15 protein-coding genes are annotated in these 22,198 nt (G+C 42.6%); 1 reads left to right on the top strand and 14 read right to left on the bottom strand.

Annotated features, from left to right (window positions below):
- Positions 1–8 precede the first annotated feature (8 nt).
- The 9 genes from gltB to FTU02_RS08645 all read right to left on the bottom strand — a co-directional run bounded on the left by gltB (position 9) and on the right by FTU02_RS08645 (position 12,673).
- A complete protein-coding gene (gene gltB / locus FTU02_RS08685; protein WP_180156866.1) occupies positions 9–4,484 on the bottom strand; it encodes a glutamate synthase large subunit in 4,476 nt (1,491 codons plus the stop codon).
- A gap of 445 nt (positions 4,485–4,929) precedes the next feature.
- Positions 4,930–5,769: a hypothetical protein gene (locus tag FTU02_RS08680; RefSeq protein ID WP_180156743.1), complete on the bottom strand. Its 840-nt coding sequence runs from the start codon at positions 5,767–5,769 to the stop codon at positions 4,930–4,932.
- Positions 5,770–5,776: 7 nt separating this feature from the next.
- On the bottom strand, positions 5,777–6,859 hold the full coding sequence (aroB, locus tag FTU02_RS08675; RefSeq protein WP_078192528.1) for a 3-dehydroquinate synthase: 1,083 nt from the start codon (positions 6,857–6,859) through the stop codon (positions 5,777–5,779).
- 14 nt (positions 6,860–6,873) lie between these two features.
- Positions 6,874–7,419, bottom strand: a complete 546-nt coding sequence (gene aroK, locus FTU02_RS08670) for a shikimate kinase AroK (protein ID WP_078189378.1) — start codon at positions 7,417–7,419, stop codon at positions 6,874–6,876.
- A gap of 36 nt (positions 7,420–7,455) precedes the next feature.
- A complete protein-coding gene (gene pilQ / locus FTU02_RS08665; RefSeq protein ID WP_180024373.1) occupies positions 7,456–9,570 on the bottom strand; it encodes a type IV pilus secretin PilQ in 2,115 nt (704 codons plus the stop codon).
- A 61-nt stretch (positions 9,571–9,631) separates the two neighbouring features.
- Positions 9,632–10,159 (bottom strand): pilus assembly protein PilP, encoded by a 528-nt coding sequence (locus FTU02_RS08660; RefSeq protein WP_111884140.1) that lies wholly within the window; start codon positions 10,157–10,159, stop codon positions 9,632–9,634.
- On the bottom strand, positions 10,159–10,932 hold the full coding sequence (locus tag FTU02_RS08655; RefSeq protein ID WP_180156741.1) for a type 4a pilus biogenesis protein PilO: 774 nt from the start codon (positions 10,930–10,932) through the stop codon (positions 10,159–10,161). The genes FTU02_RS08660 and FTU02_RS08655 overlap by 1 nt, the downstream gene beginning before the upstream one ends.
- Entirely contained in the window at positions 10,929–11,615 is a 687-nt protein-coding gene (locus FTU02_RS08650) for a PilN domain-containing protein (RefSeq protein WP_078189382.1), read from the bottom strand. Before FTU02_RS08650 ends, FTU02_RS08655 begins: the two co-directional genes overlap by 4 nt.
- Entirely contained in the window at positions 11,615–12,673 is a 1,059-nt protein-coding gene (locus FTU02_RS08645; RefSeq protein WP_078192532.1) for a pilus assembly protein PilM, read from the bottom strand. Before FTU02_RS08645 ends, FTU02_RS08650 begins: the two co-directional genes overlap by 1 nt.
- Positions 12,674–12,838: 165 nt before the next feature.
- Between FTU02_RS08645 and ponA the strand changes: the two genes are divergently transcribed.
- Positions 12,839–15,379, top strand: coding sequence for a penicillin-binding protein PBP1a (gene ponA, locus FTU02_RS08640; RefSeq protein ID WP_180156739.1), 2,541 nt, complete (start codon positions 12,839–12,841; stop codon positions 15,377–15,379).
- A gap of 56 nt (positions 15,380–15,435) precedes the next feature.
- Here ponA and FTU02_RS08635 read toward each other — a convergent pair whose 3' ends face one another.
- The 5 genes from FTU02_RS08635 to ftsI form a co-directional block, all read right to left on the bottom strand.
- Positions 15,436–16,239: a putative RNA methyltransferase gene (locus tag FTU02_RS08635; protein WP_180156737.1), complete on the bottom strand. Its 804-nt coding sequence runs from the start codon at positions 16,237–16,239 to the stop codon at positions 15,436–15,438.
- 76 nt (positions 16,240–16,315) lie between these two features.
- Positions 16,316–17,434, bottom strand: a complete 1,119-nt coding sequence (mraY, locus tag FTU02_RS08630; protein WP_078189386.1) for a phospho-N-acetylmuramoyl-pentapeptide-transferase — start codon at positions 17,432–17,434, stop codon at positions 16,316–16,318.
- Positions 17,434–18,843, bottom strand: coding sequence for a UDP-N-acetylmuramoyl-tripeptide--D-alanyl-D-alanine ligase (gene murF, locus FTU02_RS08625; protein ID WP_180156735.1), 1,410 nt, complete (start codon positions 18,841–18,843; stop codon positions 17,434–17,436). Before murF ends, mraY begins: the two co-directional genes overlap by 1 nt.
- A gap of 9 nt (positions 18,844–18,852) precedes the next feature.
- On the bottom strand, positions 18,853–20,349 hold the full coding sequence (locus FTU02_RS08620; RefSeq protein WP_180156733.1) for a UDP-N-acetylmuramoyl-L-alanyl-D-glutamate--2,6-diaminopimelate ligase: 1,497 nt from the start codon (positions 20,347–20,349) through the stop codon (positions 18,853–18,855).
- Between the two features lie 10 nt (positions 20,350–20,359).
- The gene (ftsI, locus tag FTU02_RS08615; RefSeq protein WP_180156731.1) at positions 20,360–22,186 is read right to left on the bottom strand and encodes a penicillin-binding protein PBP3; all 1,827 of its coding nucleotides are present in this window, start codon (positions 22,184–22,186) and stop codon (positions 20,360–20,362) included.
- Between the last annotated feature and the right edge of the window lie 12 nt (positions 22,187–22,198).

The following is a 22,198-nucleotide window of genomic DNA, read 5'->3' as shown; positions in this document are numbered from 1 at the left end:
TAGTGGAATTATTGTGGATCAGCTTGAGTTGTTTTCAACAAAGTCTGCAAATTAGCAGCTTTTGGTTTCACAAGCCAGAATTTGCGGCTATAGAAGTCAAACTCGTTGCGGATCTTATACGCCCAAGCACTACCTGTTTCTTTAATATGTTCATCTAAGATACGGCACAAGAACTCTTTGTGTTCTTCCATCGATTCTGTAGAGATACGGTTCAATTCAATCAGTTCGTGGTTGTAATGGTCAACAAAGTCATTGTCGAGGTCGAGCACATAAGCGAAACCGCCTGTCATACCCGCACCAAAGTTATGACCCACTTTACCCAATACAGTCACGATACCACCCGTCATGTATTCACAGCAGTGGTCGCCTGCACCTTCAATCACGGCAAACGCACCTGAGTTACGTACAGCAAAACGCTCACCTGCTGTACCTGCAGCAAACAATTTACCGCCTGTTGCACCATACAAACAGGTGTTACCAATAATCGCAGTATTTTGCGTTTGGAACGGTGAACCTTTAGGCGGGAAGATCGAGATACGACCACCAGCCATACCTTTACCCACGTAGTCATTCGCATCGCCTTCTAGGCTGATATGTAACCCACCTGCGTTCCAAACACCCAATGACTGACCTGCAGTCCCTGTTAATTTAACTCTAACAGGATGCGCTTCCATGCTGAGGTTGCCATAACGTTTTGCAATCTCACCCGAAATACGCGCGCCAATTGAACGGTCACAGTTACCAATAGTAAAACCATATTCACCGCCTGTGCCTGCTTCAATCGCTGGCAGCATTTCAGCTACCATTTTCTCAGCCAATAAACCTTTATCGAATGGTGCATTACCTTGTACTTCACAGTACTGTGCTTTGCCTTCAGCCGCAGGATGCGATTGGAGTAATGCGCTCAAATCAAGGTGTGCATGTTTTTCAGTTTCACCTGGAAGCATTTCCAGTAAATCTGTACGGCCAATCAAATCTTTCAGACTTGCAACGCCTAGCGCTGCTAACCATTCACGTGTTTCTTCCGCAATAAAGTGGAAGAAGTTGATCAGCATTTCAGGCTCACCGATATAGTGTTCCTGACGTAAATGATCTTGTTGTGTTGCAACACCGGTCGCACAGTTGTTTAAATGGCAAATACGTAGGTATTTACAACCCAATGCGATCATCGGTGTAGAACCGAAACCAAAACTTTCAGCTCCTAGAATCGCAGCTTTCACAACATCTAGACCCGTTTTCAAGCCGCCATCAGTTTGTACACGGACTTTACCACGCAGGTCATTCACACGAAGCGCCTGATGCGCCTCAGATAGACCAAGCTCCCATGGAGAACCTGCATGGTGAATTGAAGAAAGTGGAGAAGCCGCTGTACCACCGTCATAACCAGAAATGGTAATGAAGTCTGCGTAAGCTTTCGCTACACCTGCCGCAATCGTACCAACACCTGGCTCAGAAACCAGCTTAACTGACACCATCGCCTGTGGGTTAACCTGTTTTAAATCGAAAATTAACTGTGATAAATCTTCGATTGAGTAGATGTCGTGATGCGGTGGCGGAGAAATTAATGTCACACCCGGTACTGAGTAACGTAAACGTGCAATTAAGCCATTCACTTTACCGCCCGGCAACTGACCACCTTCACCTGGTTTTGCACCTTGTGCCACTTTAATTTGAAGGACTTCTGCAGAAGTTAGATATGCAGGGGTCACACCAAAACGGCCAGATGCAATTTGTTTGATTTTCGAGTTACGAATGGTACCGTAACGCGCAGGGTCTTCACCGCCCTCACCAGAGTTTGAACGACCACCAATGGTATTCATAGCGATTGCAATAGCTTCGTGCGCTTCAGGTGATAATGCACCTAAAGACATCCCAGCCGAGTCAAAACGCGGCAGAATTTCTTCTACGGATTCAACTTGATCAAGCGCAATTGAATTATCAGTTTTAAGTTTGAATAAGTCACGAATCGTCGCGATTGGACGGTTATTCACTAGCTCTGCGTATTCTTTAAAGTCCGCATAATTACCAGAACGCACAGATTTATGCAGCGCATTGATCACATCTGGGTTAAATGCGTGATATTCCTTACCGAATACAAATTTCAGCATACCGCCTTGATCGATTGGCTTACGTGATTTCCACGCCAAATCTGCCAATTTTTTCAAGTCATTTTCTAGATCAGAGAATGTTGCGCCTTTAATACGGCTCGGTACGCCAGTAAAGCATTTTGCAACCACTTCATCAGAGAGGCCGACCGCTTCAAACAACTGACCGCCACGGTAAGAGGCAACAGTAGAAATACCCATCTTAGAAAGGACTTTTAATAAGCCTTTCTCAATGCCTTTACGGAAGTTCGCTTGCGCATGGATTGGGTCACCCAACAACTCGCCTTTCGCGATCAAGTCATTGATCACGTCATAAGCTAGGTACGGATAAATCGCAGTCGCACCGAAACCAAGAATCACCGCAAACTGATGCGCATCACGCGCCAAACCAGTTTCGACAATGATGTTGGCATCTGTACGCAGACCCACATTGATTAAATAGTGGTGAACCGCACCAGTTGCCATCAATGCATTTGCAGGTAAAAAACCTTGACGGATTTTCTTATCAGACAATACAAGTAATGTTTTTCCATCGCGAATCGCTTGTGCAGATTCTTCACAAATACGCGCGATAGCAGCTTCTAAGCCTTCATCTTCTGCATAGTTCAGGTCGATATCTGCAATCTCGTAACCTTTACGACCAAGGGTACGGATTTGATGCATTTTCGAATTTGATAGTACTGGGCTTGAAATGATCAGACGATCTGCATGCTCTGGACCTTGTTCAAATACATTTTGTTCACGGCCGAGGCATGTCTCTAACGACATTACGATCGATTCACGTAATGGATCGATTGGCGGATTCGTAACCTGAGCGAACTGCTGACGGAAGTAGTCAGACACATGGCGCACCTGACGAGACAATACTGCCATTGGCGTATCATCACCCATTGAGCCCACGGCTTCCTGACCACTTTCAGCGATTGGACGAAGCAATTGGTCACGTTCTTCAAATGTCACCATGAACATTTTTTGTGAAGCTTTCAGGTCATCACCTTTTAAGCCTTGATCACATAAATATTCTTCCAGCTCTGGACTGCCTTGTACACGTACTGAGTTTTCACGTAACCACTGACGGTACGGACGCATACGTTTGAGGTGATTACTCACATCTTGAGTATCGAGCATTTTGCCGGTAAAGGTATCAATCACCAAAATTTGACCCGGACCGACACGGCCTTTAGACACAACGTCTTCTGGTTCATAACCCCAAACACCAATTTCTGACGCCAAGGTGATGTAACCATTTTTGGTAATTACCCAACGTGCTGGACGTAAACCATTACGGTCAAGCATACAAATCGCATGACGACCATCTTGAATTACTAGACCTGCTGGACCATCCCATGCTTCCATATGTTTCGAGTTGAATTCGTAGAATGCACGTAAGTCCGCATCTAAAGTTTCAACGTTTTGCCACGCTGGTGGAACCAACATACGTAGCGCACGGAACAAGTCCATACCGCCACCAACAAGGATTTCCAGCATATTGTCTAAACTTGAAGAGTCCGAGCCTGTACGGTTTACGATTGGATTCAGCTCAGTTAAACCCGGCAGCAATGGGTTTTCAAATTTTGGTGTACGTGCCATCGCCCAGTTACGGTTGGCGGTAATGGTATTGATCTCACCATTGTGTGCTAAGTAACGGAACGGCTGAGCCAATGGCCAACGAGGCAAGGTATTAGTTGAGAAACGCTGATGGAACACAACAATGTGTGACTTTAAACGCTCATCAGCAAGATCGGTATAGAAATCAGCAATGGCTGCTGGCATCATCAAACCTTTATAGCTGATCACAGTTGAGCATAAAGTGGTTACATAGAAGTATGGGTCAGCAGTCAGCTGTTGTTCTGCACGACGACGTGCCATCACCAACTTACGGTTGAATTCAACCTCTGAAACACCCATTGGGCAATTCACGATAATTTGTTCAAATGCAGGCAATGACTGCATCGCGATTGAACCCAATGCATCGTTATTGGTTGGCACAACACGCCAAGCGATGACTTTACAACCTTCGTCTTCGATTTCTTTGGTTAAAATTTGTTTTGCATGTGCGGCTAATGCAGGGTCTAGGTTTAGAAATACCGTACCCACAGCAAAGATTTCACTCAATGTAATGTCACTGAGTTTTTTCGCTTCTTCACGGAAAAATTCTTTTGGCATAGCAAGGAGTAGACCACAGCCGTCACCGGTTTTACCATCTGCGGCAATACCACCACGGTGGGTCATACAACTTAAACTATGCATTGCGGTTTTGACGAGATCATGGCTTGCATCACCCTGCATATGGGCGATTAAACCGAAACCACAGTTATCTTTAAACTCATCCGGTTGGTATAAACCTTGAGCGGGAGCTACAGTATTAGGCGATGGCATGTGCATAGCGTACCCTTCTTTTCTTTACAGCTCTTTCGAGCACTTAACAAACTATTTTCTTGTTGCGATTCGTCTTAACTTACTCACATGAATTGTTCTGTCGAGCAAAATTATTTCTTATTCACACCCTTAAGATAAACCGAATTCATCTTAGATGCATGAATAAAAGTCAAATTTTCTGCTTTTGCAGTTCAGATCAGGGATAACGACTGGATTAATGACTTCGCACTTTTATCGAATCATTTTCGCGCCAAAACAGGGAGAAAAGTTCAATTTACGCACCAATTAAGCAATTTACATGCCAACTTGATGCATTTTCTCCTAAGATGGCTGATTACAAACATTTTTTAGTTATAACAAATAATTTAAATTGTTCTTTTATAATTTTATGCACTTTTTCTGTGCAGTTTAGACTTTTCCTAAGACATCTTGCGCTATTTTAGAACTAATTGAATGGATCGGTTACTTCTTGCTCTACCGGTGTAGGTTTTGGACGTGGTGCATCTACACTACTTTGTGATTTTTGCACATCAATCACATTCCCTTCAGCATCACGGCGAGTCACCGTAGTACTTGTTGTTGCATTAGCTGGAGTTGTTACCGTCGCTGCAGCCGCTGCTTTTCGTGCTGCGATTTGAGCTTCATCAATTTTCGGTAAAGGCACAGACTTTAATTTAACAGCATATAACTTTTGACTCGACGACATTTCTTCCGCGCCTAAGTCATTCACATATGCTTGATATTGTTTCAATTCCACAACCTTAGGTTTAATTGATGCAGGCAAAGCAATATTGAGGCTCGACATTGCAGTTTTCGCATCATTTTGAGACGAATATGGTCCTGTTAAAATGACGTATTGCTCAGGATGGTCTTCACCAGAAAGACGTAGATAAATAAATTTTTGACGCTCAGGCTGCTTGCGTAAAAAGCTTTTTAAAATATCTTCTTCAGAAACCCTAAATAATTCAATACCATAAAGCTTGGCAGAATCATTGATAAATTTAGTGCCGCGGAATTCTGGTTCATGTTGAGCTGTAGCAACTACGCGTGTCGTCATATCAAGCGGACGCACTTCGTCATTTAATGCACCAAGATGGGACATTGCTGCCACTTTCTCTGGCTGAATTTGTAAATCGACTTCGGTTTCCGCTTGTTTTTCAACTTCAACCAATTCTTTGGTATCTGTAATCGCCCAAAAAACCAATGCAGCGAACAGACACACAGCTCCACCCACCAACCATGTGTAGTGATGAACTTTTTGCCATTGAGACTGCCGCGCTGCCATGATGTACCTACTCTGCCTGATTTGCCAAAATTGCCTGTTTCATTAATTCGACATCAAACTCTTTGGTGATGATGGCCTGACCTAATGATTTCAGTAAAATAAGTCGTAATTGCCCATTCAATACTTTTTTATCATGGGACATATACGCCAAAAATTCCTCTAGCGGAATTTTAGGACAAACTATCGGTAATTGTGCACGTAAAATGATTTTTTTTGTACGCTCTAAATCTTCAACTGTGATCCAGCCCATACGATGGGACAAATCTGCAGCCATCACCATCCCTGTTGCAACGGCTTCGCCATGTAACCATTCACCATACCCCAAGTACGATTCAATTGCATGGCCAAAGGTATGACCCAAGTTTAATAACGCACGCTCACCTTGTTCTTTTTCATCATTGGCCACAATACGCGCTTTATGGGCACATGAACGATAAACCGCTTCAGCCAACAAAGTTGCATCACCTGCAACTAAAGCATCCATATGCTGTTCAAGCCAAGTTAAGAATTCAACATCACCCAACAACGCATATTTGATCACTTCAGCCAAACCTGCAGAAAGTTCACGCGCTGGCAAAGTTTTTAATTGCGCCATATCCGCAAGAACCACTTGGGGTTGCTGAAAGGCACCAATCATGTTTTTACCTAGTGGATGGTTAATCCCTGTTTTGCCACCAACACTTGAATCCACTTGAGAAAGTAAAGTCGTCGGCACTTGAATAAAATATACACCACGTTGATAGCATGCAGAGGCAAAACCGGTCATATCTCCAATAACACCACCACCTAATGCCAAAACCGTACAATCGCGGTTAAAGCCTGCTTCAAGCAAGGCATCAAAAATTAAATTCAAATGGTCTAAATTTTTATACTTTTCACCATCAGGCAAAATACATGTCGCAACAGTTTTCCCTAATGCCTCAATTGCTTCTACATAATGTTTTAAATAGAGCGGTGCAACTGTGGTATTAGAGACAATCATCACTTGTTTACCCTGAACATAAGGCTCAAGTAAAGTTTGTGGATTAAGGTCACTCCCAATAAAAATAGGGTAGCGACGATCACCGAGTTCAACATGTAAGGTTTGCATGAATTTAACCTTTTCTAACGAGATATATTTTGTGAAACAATTAAATTAAAAATTTTTTGCGCAAGATCTCTCGCAGCACCTTGATTGGTTTCAATAATATAGTGCGCGACTTCACGATAAAGAGGATCACGGGCTGCCAATAAATCTCGTAGCTTTTGCTCTGGATTTTCCACTTGAAGAAGTGGGCGATTTTTGTCGCGGTAGGTTCGTTGTAACTGAATTTCCACCGGAGTATATAGATAAACAACAATACCACGTTGTTTTAAAAATTCACGATTTGGGGGCTGAGTCACAGCACCACCGCCAGTCGCCAAGACCAGTTGTTTCTTTGCAGTTAACTCATCAATGACATTCGTTTCACGACTTCTAAAGCCTTTTTCCCCTTCCTTTTCAAAAATCCAAGGAATGGTCGCACCTGTTTTACGTTCAATTTCATGATCACTGTCTAGAAATTCACGTCCTAACAATTCTGCTAAATGTCGCCCTACGGTTGTTTTTCCTGCCCCCATTGGCCCTACCAAATAGATATTTGGTAGGGTTTCAAACTCTTTGCTTGGCAAGGAGTCACCTATTTCTTTTGTTAAATTGAAAATATATTAATGATTTCTCGTAACACTGTCATTAACAATTCGCGGAGTAACAAAAATCAGTAACTCATTTTTTGCATCGCTTTTCATATCTTTACGGAATAAGCGACCCACATAAGGAATATCACCTAAGAACGGTACTTTAGTTTGCTTACTTTGTGTTTCCTGATTAAAAATACCGCCGAGCACAACAGTTTCACCATTGTTGACTAAGACATCTGTATTAATTTCATTTTTATTCAGGATAATTTCACCATTTTGTGCATATCCTGCTGGTGAGTCGCTCTTGATATTCAGCTTCATTTGCACTTTACCATCTGGAGTAATGCTAGGCGTGACATCCAAACTTAATAAAGCTTCTTTAAACTCGGTAGAAGAAGTTGCATTTGAACCTGTACCCGTTGTGGTTTGATACGGAATTTCTTGACCTGATGCAACTTTGGCGGGTTGTTTATCCGCTGTCAGTACTTTTGGTGTAGAAATGACTTCACCATAACCATCCGCTTGTAAAGCAGAAAGCTCTAAATCCAACATAAAATCAGAAAGACTAATTAAGCCGAACGCAATTCGACTGGCACCTGCAGTAGTCACCCCTAAGTCCACGTTTAAATTACTTGGACGTTGAATCGTATATTTACCATCATCATCCGGTGTTTTTAAGTCCCAAAGCGTAGTATCACTACCACCCACCAATAAATGGTCATTTTGGTTAATCCCTTGAGACAAGAGACCCCATTTCACACCCATTTCTTTGGTAAAGTCGGTAGAAGCTTTTACAATACGTGCTTCGACCATGACCTGCTTGACTGATACATCAAGCAAATCCACCATCTTACGAATCTGATCAATGTTTTGCGCGGTATCATTAATAATCAGTGTATTTGTACGCGTATCTGCAGAAATCGTTCCGCGTGGACTTAACAAATTACCCCGATCATCATCAGCATTATTACTATTATTTGACGAACCGCTATTACCCGCAGTTTTAGACTGCGTAATCAGCTTCTCTATCTCAGCAGCTTTTGCATAGCTTAACGTTAAATATTCAGTCTGTAATGGTGCCAACTTCATACTTTGACGTAAGGCTTTTGCTTCTTCTTCTTCCGCTTTAATCAACTCAGATACAGGCGCAATCCAAATCACATTACCATTACGACGTTTGTCCAAATTCTTGGTTTTCAATACGATATCTAGTGCTTGATCCCAAGGCACATCTTTTAAGCGAAGTGTAATATTTCCTTGAACCGTATCAGCAGCAACCATATTGATTTCAGTGAAATCAGCCAAAAGTTGCAGCACACGACGTACTTCAATATCTTGGAAGTCTAATGAAATCTTCTTACCGGTATAATGATTGGCAGCTTTAGGACGTAATGGATTCTTATCTTCCGGACGTTTCAAACTTACCGTTAATTTATTATCAGTTTGGTACGCCATATATTCATAGCTGCCCGTCGACTGAATGGTAATCACACCATTACCGCCATCATTATGTGCATCCACCGTTGCAACAGGTGTTGCAAAATCATTGACATTTAAACGGCGAGTCAAATGTGCAGGTACTTTATTGCCTAAAGTACGGATCACCACTTTACTGCCTTGCTGTTGAACATCAACGGGAGTATTTCCACCCAGTAAATCAACAACAACTTGACCTTCACCATTAGAACCACGGTGGAAACCAATATTTGAGATGCCCTGTTGCTGACGTTGTGCTACAGGCTGTACATAATTTGCAGCTTGTGCAGAGTTGATTTTTAAAATAAAGGTATTACCTTCAACACGCGTGGTAAAAGCACCAGCATTGGCTAAATTCACAGTTAAGCGCGCACGTTGTGCATCCGAACTCACATCCACAGTGCTCGCTTCAGCCGTTGCAACAGGAATTGAACTTTGTTTTAAATTTTGCTGTGCTTTATCAAAGTCTAAAACTAGTCGTGATGGTTGATCGAGTTGATAAGCTTGTGGTTGCGGCGGCAAGCCATTAAACATCACGCGAATTTCAGTCCCTTGACCTGGAATTTGCATTGGTACCACATTGGTTACACTCACCTGAGCATTGGCAACTTGCATCATCGCCATTGCAACAGCCCCCATCGAAAACTGACGAAACACATGATTCATTGTATTGCCATCCCCAAAAATAAAATCTTGTACACTATTCTTCATTTTTATTCCTTTAAGCTTAAGGTGCTGGTCCAATTAATATGAGACTTCTAGGACGCTCTACATATCCTTCTCGCCCATCCGGAATAATCTCAATCAAATCAATTTGAGTCGGGGTAATATTTACCACTCGACCATGATTGAGCCCCATATAACTTCCACGTTGAATACGCTCAACTTCACCATCAGGTGTCTGAATCAAGGCTAATATTTGCCCAGATTGGTTACGCATACTACCCTTCATATTCAGGGTTTCGAGTGCATAACTCTCCAAAGGTTGAGGCTGACGACTCAAGTTTGGATAAACACGCTTGCCTGCCATGATTTTAAGTTCTGCTGCCAAGGAACTTGGCAAGAACGGACTTTTTAAAGAGTGCGCCGCATAATTAAAAGTTTCGACAGGTACAAAATCTGGCGCAGGTTCAATCGCTAGTGGAGCTTGATTGCGTATATTTGCCATCTCTTGATTGACCACATCAATACGTGATTCACAACCTGCTAAAAAGAAAACAGCAAGAGAAGCAAATGTAAACTTAGTTATTTTCATTACTTAGCCCTCTTACTTTTCTTTGAATTATTCATAGATTTATTTTTACTATCCTGAGCGCCTTTCCCATCCGTGCTATTTGCCCCAACATTAGATGACTGTTCAGCATTCCCTTCATAACGATATGTTTTTGCAGAAATCACATAGTCAATTTTTGGGATATCTGAGTTCTTTTCTTTATTTTCAGTTGCTGTAATCGTTAAATTATGCAAAGTCACAATCCGTGAAAGCCCCGCAATACCACTTACAAATGAACCAAAGGCGTGGTAATCACCTGTTGCCTCAATATGAATCGGCTGTTCCGTAAAGAACTCTTGCTTCACTTCAGGCTCAAGACGAATAATTTTAAATTTCAATCCAGAATTCACGCCTGTTAAGTTGATATCTTCAACCAAACCTGGAATTTCAGTTTCTTTCGGCAATTGTTCTAACTGTTGATTAAAACGTGCTTCCATATCTTGTAACTGCAATTGATATTGTTGCAAATTACGTAGTTTTGAATCTTTTTCACGAAACTCATTTAACAAATTTTGTTCTTGTGCATTGGCACTTGAAATAGCTTCAATCTTGCCTTTAATCGCCAAGAAATAGCCCAAAATTGCCACAAGGATAATGATAAAAACCCAACATGTAATTTTGACTGAAATTGGCCAACTACCATAGTTATTCGGATCTAGCGTATTGAACTGCTGTACAAACTTATCAAAAGTCATTTTCTTTTTCGGAATGACCACAGCATCTTGATTCAATTGTTCAAATTCATCACGACTCATTTTGCAGCCTCCGGAGTTGGTGTTGCTGCAGTTTGTGCGTCAGATGTTTGCGCCGATGAAGCTGACTGTCCTGCATTTGCTGCTGGATCATTAATGGTCGGCTGCGCAATTTGCTCCAAATCAGCAGTCACAGTAAATGCACCATAAGATTCTTCTACGCGAGGAACCACTGACGTCGGCGCTTTGTCTTTTTTCTCTTCCGCCACGAGGAATGAGCTCATGAAGGCATTACGATACCAAGGTGATGCTTCCAAATTACGCAGTAGATCTGCAACAGTGTTTGGACTTTCCGCACGCCCTTCGATCATAAATTTATCGCCATTACGTTCAAATTTTGTGATGTACATATTGGCAGGTGTCACACGAACCAATTCATCTACAAGATGTACAGCGATTGGACGTTGACCTTGTAAGCCTTGAATCAACTTCATTCGTTCAATAATGGCATTACGCTGTTCTTGTAAACCATCCAAAGACTTTAATTGAACATCTAAGTTTTGGTTATGACTGATAATCAATTGGTTCGCTTGTTCTTGATCTTTTAATTTGTGATCAAAGTACAACCATGTTAAACCAACCCCAATTACCCCAATTAAGAAAGCCCCAATACAAAGTGCAATAAATTCTTTTTTTCGTTTCTCTCTTAGCTCATCACGCCAAGGGAGCAAGTTAATTTTTGCCATTAATCAAAACTCCTCAATGCTAGACCGCATGCCACCATGAGTGATGAGGCATCATTTTCAATTTTTTTAATATCAATTTGAGGTGAAAAACCCATTTGTAAGAATGGATTGGCAATCGTGACGCGGTAACCCAATTTTTGTTGAAGTAATTTTGCAAGCCCCGGAATATTGGCATTCCCCCCTGCCAATAAAATATGGTCAATTTCGTTGAACTGTGAAGATGAGAAAAAGAACTGTAAAGAACGTGCTGCTTGTTGAACGACAGCTTCTAAGAAGGGTTCTAAGACTTCGATATCATAATCATCTGGCAAGGCACGTGTTTTTTTCGCTCGACCTGCTTCCTCGAAAGACAATGCATAGCGATTTTGAATTTCCTGTGTCAATTGTTTGCCACCAAACACTTGCTCACGGGTATAAATCACTTTGTTATTCTGCATGACAGATAAGGTCGTCATACTATGACCAATATCTAAAATACCCACGGTATTCACACCCATTGGCAAAGTATCTGAGAAAACTTTAAATGCATTTTCAATTGCAAAGCTTTCTACATCACCAATTTTTGGTGTAAGACCAGCAAGCTGAATGACTTCCGCACGCGCTTCAACATTTTCAATACGCGTAGCGACAAGCAAAACATTGACACGATTTGGGTTGGACAGACGATCTGGCAAGACCTCAAAATCAAGGCTCGCTTCATCAAGTGGGAACGGAATATATTGCTCAGCATCATCACGAATCTGAATTTCACGTTCATCATCGTTCATATCTGCGTCCATTTCGATGATTTTTGTAATCACCATCGACGTTGGAACCGCCAAAGCTGCATTAGTGGTCTGCGTATTGGCCAAATTAATTGCGCGCTCTAAACAGTCACCGACAGCTTCCGGATTCAATATGTTCTTTTCAACAACACTTCCTTCTGGTAATGGCACCAAAGCATAGCTTTCTACCCAATACCGCCCACTCTTTACAGAAAGTTCCAAAACCTTAACAGAAGTCGAACTAATATCTACTCCTATTAACCCCTTATTTGGCTTACGATATAACCTGAGCACAATATAATTCCTATTATTTTTTTATCCCCAAAAAAATTAACCCACTAATTAGCATTGGTCTATAATTTTATACAGATACAATAACTCATCTAACAATCCGTATATCGAAAGGATATACTGACCACCAATTAGTTTGCCATTAGCTCTTATTAAAACTTACTTGTTATGAAAAAGCTATCTTGTTCAGGCCTTGTTCATCCATTTTTTTTGGCCATTATTATTGTTTTGGTCGCAATTCCAATGGGTTTCTATGGCATGTATCTCTATATTGCCCCGTCTTTGCCTGAAATGTCCATCTTAAAAAAGGCTCCATTATTAAAACCATTGCAAGTTTATAGTGCTGATAATGAGCTGATTGCAGAATATGGTGGCAAACTTTCGGTTCCTGTAGAGTACGACCAAATCCCGTCTCATTTCATTCATGGCTTTTTAGCTGCGGAAGATTCTTCATTCTTTGAACACAGCGGAATTAGTTTCAAAGGATTGGGGCGTGCCGTCAGTGAAAGTATTACAGGCTCAGATGTGCAAACGGGTGGTTCAACCATCACCATGCAGGTTGCAAAAAACTATTATCTGACTCCAGAGCGTACTTTAAAACGTAAACTAACCGAAGTTTTCCTTGCTCGAAAAATTGAACAAAATCTAAGTAAGGAAGAAATTTTAACGCTGTATGTTAACAAAATCTTTTTGGGCAAAAATGCATACGGGATCGCAGCAGCTGCAAAAATTTATTATAACAAGAGCTTGCAAGATTTGAGCTTGGCTCAAATGGCAATGATTTCAGGCCTCCCCAAAGCACCATCAAAATATAATCCTGTAGCCAATCCAAAACGTGCTTTAGAGCGTCGTAATTGGATTTTAGGACGTATGTTGCAATTGGGTTATATCAATCAATCGGAATATCAAGAAGCAATTGCTGAACCAATTAATCTCGATATGCCTGACCGCGGAGTTAGCAACAAATTCCCCTATGTCGGGGAAATGGTTCGCTCTGAGCTCGTAGAAAAGTTTGGCGAACAAGCGACAGATTCTGGCTATAAAGTCTATACCACCATCAACAGCCAACGCCAAGCCTATGCTGAGCAAGCTGTGCAAGATGGTCTTGAAGCTTACGATAGACGACATGGTTGGCGTGGTGCAGAAGCACATGATGAGCCATTAAAAAACTTTATTCCATATGCTAACACTTATCCTGCTGAAGTCACTAAAGTCAACAACACCAGCATCGAAGTGTTGATGCAAGACGGCAGTAGTGTGACTGTTCCATGGTCAGGTCTGTCTTGGGCACGTCCCTATCGCAATGCCAATAGTGTAGGCAATGCGCCAAGCAAAGCCTCACAAATTGTTAAAGTAAAAGATATTATTCGCCTACGTCCGAATGCTGATAAAAGCTCATGGGCTTTGGTGCAAATTCCAAAAGCGCAAGGTCAATTAATCGCACTCAACCCCAATAATGGTGGCATTGAAGCCATTGTCGGTGGTTATAATTTTTATCAATCTAAATTTAACCGTGCTCTACAAGGCTGGCGTCAGCCGGGTTCAACCATTAAACCCTTTGTTTATGCTTTAGCACTTGAACGCGGTATGACTCCATACTCCATGGTCAATGACAATCCAATTACGATTGGCAAATGGACGCCTAAAAACTCTGACGGTCGGTATTTAGGGATGATACCTCTACGCCGTGCCCTATATTTATCACGTAACACGGTCTCTGTTCGCTTATTACAAGTCGTTGGGATTGAACGTACTCGCCAACTATTTATGGATTTTGGCTTACAAGAAAACCAAATTCCACGTAACTACACCATTGCTTTAGGTACCCCACAGGTGTTGCCGATTCAAATGGCGACAGGTTATGCGACATTTGCCAACGGTGGATATCGTATTCAACCGCACTTTATTAGCCGTATTGAAGATGCTTATGGCAAAGTGATTTATCAAGCCAATCCTGAATATGCATGTATTCAATGTATCAATCAAAAAGACGAAGTTGAATCAGCAGATCCGACCACGCCGGATGATGAAGTGATTGAAGTCACTAATCAGGATAATAAACCTGCAGAATCGAAAATTTCAGATACTGAAGCAGCAAACTATAAACAAGCTCAGCGAATTTTGAAGTCAAGTTCGGCCTTTGATATGGCGAACATCTTGCGTGACGTGATCCAACACGGTACAGGTCGTGCGGCATTAAAAATTGGTCGCGGTGATTTAGGTGGTAAAACCGGTACAACCAATGATGCAAAAGACGCGTGGTTTGCTGGATTTAATGGAAAATTGGTCACTGTGGCTTGGGTCGGTTTTGACCAACCCTCTACTTTAGGTCGCCGTGAATATGGGGGTGTTGCAGCATTGCCGATTTGGTCAGATTTTATGGCGAAATCACTTAAAGGTACACCTGAAGCTTGGGTGCGTTTAGACACCCATGCCAAGAATCCAATCAATCGCAATTCAGCTAAAGCGACTCAAGGTCAACCTGAACAAGATCGTGCAGCAACGCCGCCGATGGCTCAACCGCTGTATCGTCCTGCTCCTGTTGTACCAAAAACACAGGCTACGCAAAATGATTTTGAAGATCTTCCAGGGGCTGCTGAAACCAATCTTGCACCTACTCGAACTGCGCCACCACCAATGCAGCCTAAACCACAAGGTACAGAGCATAAAACTGACGCACTTGATCATCTCATCGATCAAGTTCAGTAAATAAGCTGCATAAAAAAAGCCCTCAAACGAGGGCTTTTTTTATCACTTCCAATGCATTATTTCTTTTTAAAGAGATAAATTTGATACTGCGCTTGCAACTCAAATTGTTCATTTTTTTCTAGAGCTTCTCGACGCTCAACTTTGACTTTATAGGCATAAGGTGTCATTGCAATTAAGTTTTTGAGATCCTGCTGAGAAAGTGACATTTTCGCCTGTACTACTTGCTCACTTTCCAATTCAAAGTCAGCAGCTAGTTGTTCCACAAATTTATGCGGTTCATGGGGTTTTACTTCTTCAAATAAGGCTTCACGCATTGCATAAAGATGCTCTGGCGCAGGTGTAACCACCATCAAGTGCCCCTCAGGCTTTAACACACGAAGGATTTCTTCTTTAGGAATAGGACTAAATAAACTCGTACACAAGTCAATTGAGTGATCTAACACAGGCAAGGTCGCCCCTGTCCCTACCACCCAAGTCACCTCTTTATTCAGTTTAGCGGCGACTTGCACTGCATTTTTAGCGATATCGACACCCACACACTGTAATACTTCAGCTTGCATCGCATTGGTGTAATAGCCTTCACCACAGCCAATATCCAACAAGTTTTCAACACGTAACTTTTGAATCAAAGCCACTACTGCCTGTTGCAAAGGTGCATAGTGACCTGCACTTAAAAATGCTCGACGCGCCTGTACAGATTCAGGCGTATCACCCGGGTTTTTACTGTGTTTATGCTGAACCACATGTAAATTGACATAGCCTTGTTTTGCAACATCATAGCTATGATTATTTTCACAGCGCCATGTCCGCTCTGTGAGTTTCAATGCTTCACGGCATACAGGACACATCAACAGGTTCATCATTTACTCCACTAGATTTTGAAATAAAAAAACCGGCATCTGTGGGAGCAAATGCCGGCTTCGTTTATTTATTTGCTTAACGTAATTTTAAAGTCATTAGACCCAAAACTACCAGCATAATTGTGATAATCCAAAAACGAATCACCACCTGAGTTTCACGCCATCCCTTTTTCTCATAGTGATGGTGCAGCGGTGCCATTAAGAATACACGCTTGTTCCGCATACGCAGCGAGCCAATTTGCAAGAAGACAGAAATAGCTTCAACCACGAAGACACCGCCCATAATGGCAAAAACGATTTCTTGACGAACCATGACTGCGATCGTACCGAGCATCGCACCTAGAGATAAAGCACCAACATCACCCATAAAGACTTGAGCAGGATGCGCATTAAACCATAAGAATGCTAAGCCAGCACCGATCATTGCTGCACAGATCACGACAAGTTCAGATGCGTATTTCACATAAGGAATATGTAAATAATCGGCAAAACGAACATCACCAGCCAGATAAGCAAATACACCTAAACCTGCGGCAACCAAAACGATCGGCATAATCGCCAGACCGTCCAAACCATCGGTTAAGTTCACCGCATTAGATGCGCCGTTAATCACCAAATAAGTAAAGACAATAAAGCCAATACCGAGTGGAATAATAGACAATGGAATGCTAATTTCTTTAAAGAATGGAATCAGCAGATCCAACATATTTGAGGTATGTACTGGGTTTGCTTGCTGTGTCGCAATCACATAAAGTGCAATACCGGCGCCTAACGATGCCACAGAAGTCCAAAAGAATTTCTTCTTCGCAGGTAGACCGGCATTGTCTTTATAACGGATTTTAATCCAGTCATCGGCCCAGCCAACAGCACCAAAGATCACCATCACGCCAAGTACAATCCATACATAAGGGTTTGAAAGATCGGCCCAAAGTAAGGTTGAAATCCCAATAGACAGTAAAATCAACACACCACCCATAGTCGGTGTGCCCATTTTTTTGGCATGATTTTCAGGTGCAAATGAACTGACTGCCTGACCATATTTGAGAGCTTGCAATTTGCGGATCATCACAGGTCCAAGCAACAGACCAATGGCCAATGCCGTTAAGACACTGAGTAGCGAACGAAGCGTTAAATAACGAACAACCTGAAACGAGCTGTGATAACCCGCAAGCTGCTCAAATAACCATAACAGCATTAAAGTTTCTCCATCAATTCAGCCATCAAAGTTTCCATGTGGGTATAACGAGAACCTTTAAACAGGAAACTCATGGACTGAGGCTGATGTGTTTTGACTAGACTAATTAATAACGGTAAAGCCTGTTCTTGAGTAAGAAAGGCCTGTAATTTTTTACCATATTGTGTACTGCGCGCGCCTTCTTGCACAGCAGGTGAAAACTCACCGACAGCAACGACAAATTGAAGACCAGAGTGTGAGACAAGATCACGTCCCAACATGTAGTGCTGCTGTGCAGCAGATGAACCTAACTCACCAATATCCCCAATGACCATGACTTTGATGCCATCTTGCTGCGCAAGTACATCAGCAGCAGCACGCATTGAGGTTGGATTTGCATTGTAAGTATCATCAATAAACAAATAATCTTTATGTTGAATAAAGTTTAGACGGCCTTTGGCACCTGTCGCATGTTCAAGCCCCACAACGATATCATCTAAACTCACACCAATCGACAACGCGAAAGCTGCGGCTGCAGTGGCATTTTGCACATTATGTTCACCAGCAAATGGCAGTTGAACAGTACGTGCACCTTGTGGCGTATTTAAGATAAAACGTGAAGATTGAGCCTGAAGCTCCGTCTCAGTCGCAAAGACATCCCCGCCCTGACCAAAACTCATTACTTGCTCAGTTTGCACCGCTTGACGAATGGCATCTGTAAAATCATCTGCCGCAGGAACAATCGAAGTTCCTGTTTTCGCTATATGTGCATAAATTTCAGACTTGGCACGACAAATGCCATCACGCCCACCAAATTCACCCATATGAGCAGTGCCAATATTTAAAATACCGGCAACCTGAGGCTGTACCAAATTTGAGGTGTAATCAATTTCACCCTTATGACTGGCACCAAGCTCCATCACGGCATACTGATGTTCTGGACGCAACTCAAGTAACATCATCGGTACGCCAAGGTCATTATTTAAATTACCGCGCGTAATTAATGTTGGTGCAAGACGAGAAAGGATACTCCCGAGCATCTCTTTAGTCGTAGTTTTACCACTGCTTCCTGTCAAGGCAATGACTTTTAAAGCTGGGTTTTGGGCACGACGAAATGCACCCAAATGTCCAAGCGCCAAACGTGTATCTGCAACCACCAACTGATAAATATCCACATCGACAGGATGACTAACGATGGCAATTTCACAACCCTTTTCAGCCACTTGAGCAAGGAAGTCATGCGCGTCAAAGCGCTCACCTTTCAGGGCAAGAAAAGCGTCACCTTGCTCTGCATGACGTGAGTCGGTCAAAATTCGTTTTACAGAACCTGTCGGCGCTTGATTGTTATGCCAGTGACCTTGTGTCGCTTGAACCAACTGTTCGGCAGTCCATGGTTCTAACGGAACCGTACTGGTCGTTGAAGTATGCATATCTGTTTCCTATTGCGCTGGATAAGCCGAGTCAGTGTTGTGATGCTGTGAATCAATCGCTGATTTCACTTCCACCACATCATCAAACCAATGTCGAACACCATCAATTTCTTGATAGTTTTCATGGCCTTTACCAGCAATCACCACAATATCACCCGCTTGCGCATGGTTGACTGCGAATTTAATCGCTTCACGGCGGTCATGGATTTCATGGACAGTTTTTCCAGTAAAATCAATACCAGCCTTCATATCTGCAAAAATTTGTTCTGGGTTTTCAGTACGTGGATTATCCGAGGTAATCAACGCAACATCTGCATGGTTTAATGCCGCTTGTGTCATCAATGGACGCTTACCACGGTCACGATCACCACCACAGCCAAACACCGCCCATAACTGTTGCGATACATGACGTTTTAAGGTCTGTAACACTTGAACTAAAGCATCTGGTGTATGTGCATAATCCACCACGAACAGGCGTTCATCATCACGAATCACTTGCATACGACCCGGTGCACCTTTTAACTCGGGCGCAGTTGCGATCAAGGCAGATAAGTCAAAACCCGCTTGCTCCGCTGAAATTAAGCTCGCCACAATATTTTCAATATTGAAGTGTCCCAATAATGGACTTTGCACCACAAATTCAGCTTGAGCAGTACGCAATTTAAATTGTGCGCCCGTTAAGCTGAATTGAATATCCGTCACTTGATAATCCGCAGCCTGACGCGTTGAATAAGTCAAAATTTTAGGCTGAGCCGGGTTTTGGCGTGCGGCATTCAGCATCACTTCTGCATGTTCATCATCGAGATTGATGACTGCAACTTTGAGCGATGGAAACTGAAACAAACGTGATTTCGCTTCAGCATAGGCTTCAAGGGTTTTATGATAATCCAAATGGTCACGACTTAAATTGCTATAAGCGGCAATTTCAATTGCACAGCCATTTAATCGACCTTGTTCTAAGCCATGCGAACTTGCCTCAATGGCAGCAAACTCTGCACCTTCAAGTGCATAGGTATGCAACGCATTTTGCATATGTAACGCATCTAAAGTGGTGTGAGAAGAGGCTTCTAAATTCGGTAAAATTCCGTTACCAGTGGTTCCCATCACTGCACATTTTTTGCCTTGCAGCATGAGTAATTCAGCGATTAAACGAGAGATCGTGGTTTTACCGTTAGTACCCGTCACTGCCAAAATTCGTGCAGCTTGAACCGGTTGAGTCGCCTGTAAATATTGCTTTTGCCACTGCCCCATCAATTGACGCACATCCGCGATCACGACACTTTGATCCAAGCCCAAATCAGTTTCTGAAATGACTGCCAACGCGCCATTCTCTAACGCTGCACGTGCAAATTGTGCTGTTTTTTCAGGTTGCGAAAAAGAAGTCAGGGCAATAAATATTTGCCCTGCTGTAACTTTGCGACTATCCAGATTGAAGCCCTGAAAGGATTGCAACATCCATTCTGCGGGCTGTTCAACGGTGTATAGATCTTGAAACGTAATTTTCATTCATCACCTATTACTGGATCTTAGGAGTGTCTAAAGGTTTATCTAATGGTACGTTCATTAAACGTAAAGATTCTTGCATTACACGAGCGAAAACGGGTGCAGCCACCAGACCACCGTAATACTGACCTGTCGGGTTTTCCACTACAACAATCATGGCCAAACGTGGATCACTCACTGGTGCAACACCGGCAAAGAGTGCTCGATATTCTGAAGTCGAATAGCCTTTACGGTCTGCACGTAATTTATGTGCTGTACCAGTTTTACCCGCCACGCGATAACCCGGAATATTGGCTTGACGTGCCGTACCACCCGGCAAGGTCACTGCTTCCATCATTAAAAGTACTTGATCAGCAATTTTAGGGTCAACCATCTGCTCACCTTTCGGCTTTTCCTCAAGCTTGTACAAGCTCAGTGGCATTTTGACGCCCTTGTTGGCAATCATGGCATATGCATCAGCCAGTTGGAGCACTGTAGCGTTCAAACCATAACCATAAGCCATGGTCGCTACTTCTGACACATTCCATTTACTCTTCGGCAAAATCAGACCAGCACTTTCACCGGGGAATTTCACCGCTGAACGTTGACCAAAGCCAAGACGTTGATAGAACGTTGGTAATGTTTCATAAGGGAGAGATAAAGCGATTTTTGCCACACCGACGTTAGACGATTTTTGAATAATGCCGCCCAAAGTCAGAGGGCCATAGTTATGCGTATCTCGGATAGTATGATTCCCTACACGCATAGAACCCGGTGTGGTATTTACCACCGTATTTGCCGTGTATTTACCGCTTTCCAATGCCATTGCCACGGTCATTGGCTTCATGGTTGAACCTGGCTCAAAGGAGTCAATCGCACCACGGTTACGCATGGCATCTTTATTTAAGACACCTTTTTTATCATTCGGGTTGTACGACGGCCAAGAGGTCATCGCTAAAATTTCACCTGTTTTGACATCCACGGCAATCGCGGTTGCAGAACGTGCGTTATTGGCTACGCCGGCTGCAGTCAACTCACGATACATAATGTATTGCAAACGTGAATCAATACTCAGCGTGATATTTTCACCCGACTCAACCTCTTTCACGATCTCAGGGTCTTTAACGCGGTTGCCTTTTTTATCTCGGACAATTTGCTGCGCACCATCTACACCTGCAAGACGTTCATTCAATTGCATCTCTAAACCTTCGATGCCCATACCCTCACTATTGGTTAAACCAATAATTTGTGAGTTTGGCTGAGGCTGTGGATAGTAGCGCTTATAGTTTTTCTCGGTATATACCCCCTGAAAGTCACGTTTCATGATCAATTCAGCTTGTTGTGGTGGCACTTCTTTCTTTAAAACTAAATAACGTGAACGTGGACGCTCATTCATTTTGCGTCTCAATTCAGCACGATCCATCCCTACAGCATCAGCGAGTTCATCTAAATTCAGATTTTTATCTGGTAATTGACGTTTTAACTTACGATTGTTTGGATCTTTAGCCAATTCGGCCGTAATTTCTTCAAAGAGTTTTTTATTGTCAAAATAATCACGTGGATCGATCACGATTTTCATGATCGGAGTACTAATGGCTAAAGGAACACCGTGACGGTCATAGATTACACCGCGCATGGCTTTTAAGGTTTCAGTTCTTAAAATTTTGGCATTGGCTTTATTTTGTAAAAAGTCTTTGTTGATGATTTGTACATAAAAAGCCCGCCCGACCAATGCAATAAAGCACAGTAAAACCACTGCCCACATCAAGTGATAGCGCCACATCTCCACCGAAATGGCTGTACGACCAGTAACAGACTGCTGTTTTTTACGTGGAATTTGTTTGTTTCTCTTTTCAACCATGTGACCGGCAGC

It is taken from the genome of Acinetobacter sp. YH12045 (assembly GCF_013419925.1).
GTDB classification, from domain to species: Bacteria; Pseudomonadota; Gammaproteobacteria; order Pseudomonadales; family Moraxellaceae; genus Acinetobacter; species Acinetobacter amyesii.
The sequence above is the reverse complement of the archived record's forward strand: the minus strand, read 5'-3'. Positions and strand labels throughout refer to the sequence as shown.

Excerpts from the sequence above, each read along its gene's own strand:
- FTU02_RS08660 (WP_111884140.1), bottom strand. The coding sequence starts at position 10,159 with ATGAAAATAACTAAGTTTACATTTGCTTCTCTTGCTGTTTTCTTTTTA.
- murF (WP_180156735.1), bottom strand. The coding sequence starts at position 18,843 with ATGCATACTTCAACGACCAGTACGGTTCCGTTAGAACCATGGACTGCC.
- FTU02_RS08655 (WP_180156741.1), bottom strand. The coding sequence starts at position 10,932 with ATGAGTCGTGATGAATTTGAACAATTGAATCAAGATGCTGTGGTCATT.
- FTU02_RS08680 (WP_180156743.1), bottom strand. The coding sequence starts at position 5,769 with ATGGCAGCGCGGCAGTCTCAATGGCAAAAAGTTCATCACTACACATGG.
- FTU02_RS08620 (WP_180156733.1), bottom strand. The coding sequence starts at position 20,349 with ATGAAAATTACGTTTCAAGATCTATACACCGTTGAACAGCCCGCAGAA.
- mraY (WP_078189386.1), bottom strand. The coding sequence starts at position 17,434 with ATGCTGTTATGGTTATTTGAGCAGCTTGCGGGTTATCACAGCTCGTTT.
- FTU02_RS08635 (WP_180156737.1), bottom strand. The coding sequence starts at position 16,239 with ATGAACCTGTTGATGTGTCCTGTATGCCGTGAAGCATTGAAACTCACA.
- gltB (WP_180156866.1), bottom strand. The coding sequence starts at position 4,484 with ATGCCATCGCCTAATACTGTAGCTCCCGCTCAAGGTTTATACCAACCG.
- ponA (WP_180156739.1), top strand. The coding sequence starts at position 12,839 with ATGAAAAAGCTATCTTGTTCAGGCCTTGTTCATCCATTTTTTTTGGCC.
- pilQ (WP_180024373.1), bottom strand. The coding sequence starts at position 9,570 with ATGAATCATGTGTTTCGTCAGTTTTCGATGGGGGCTGTTGCAATGGCG.
- aroB (WP_078192528.1), bottom strand. The coding sequence starts at position 6,859 with ATGCAAACCTTACATGTTGAACTCGGTGATCGTCGCTACCCTATTTTT.
- FTU02_RS08650 (WP_078189382.1), bottom strand. The coding sequence starts at position 11,615 with ATGGCAAAAATTAACTTGCTCCCTTGGCGTGATGAGCTAAGAGAGAAA.
- ftsI (WP_180156731.1), bottom strand. The coding sequence starts at position 22,186 with ATGGTTGAAAAGAGAAACAAACAAATTCCACGTAAAAAACAGCAGTCT.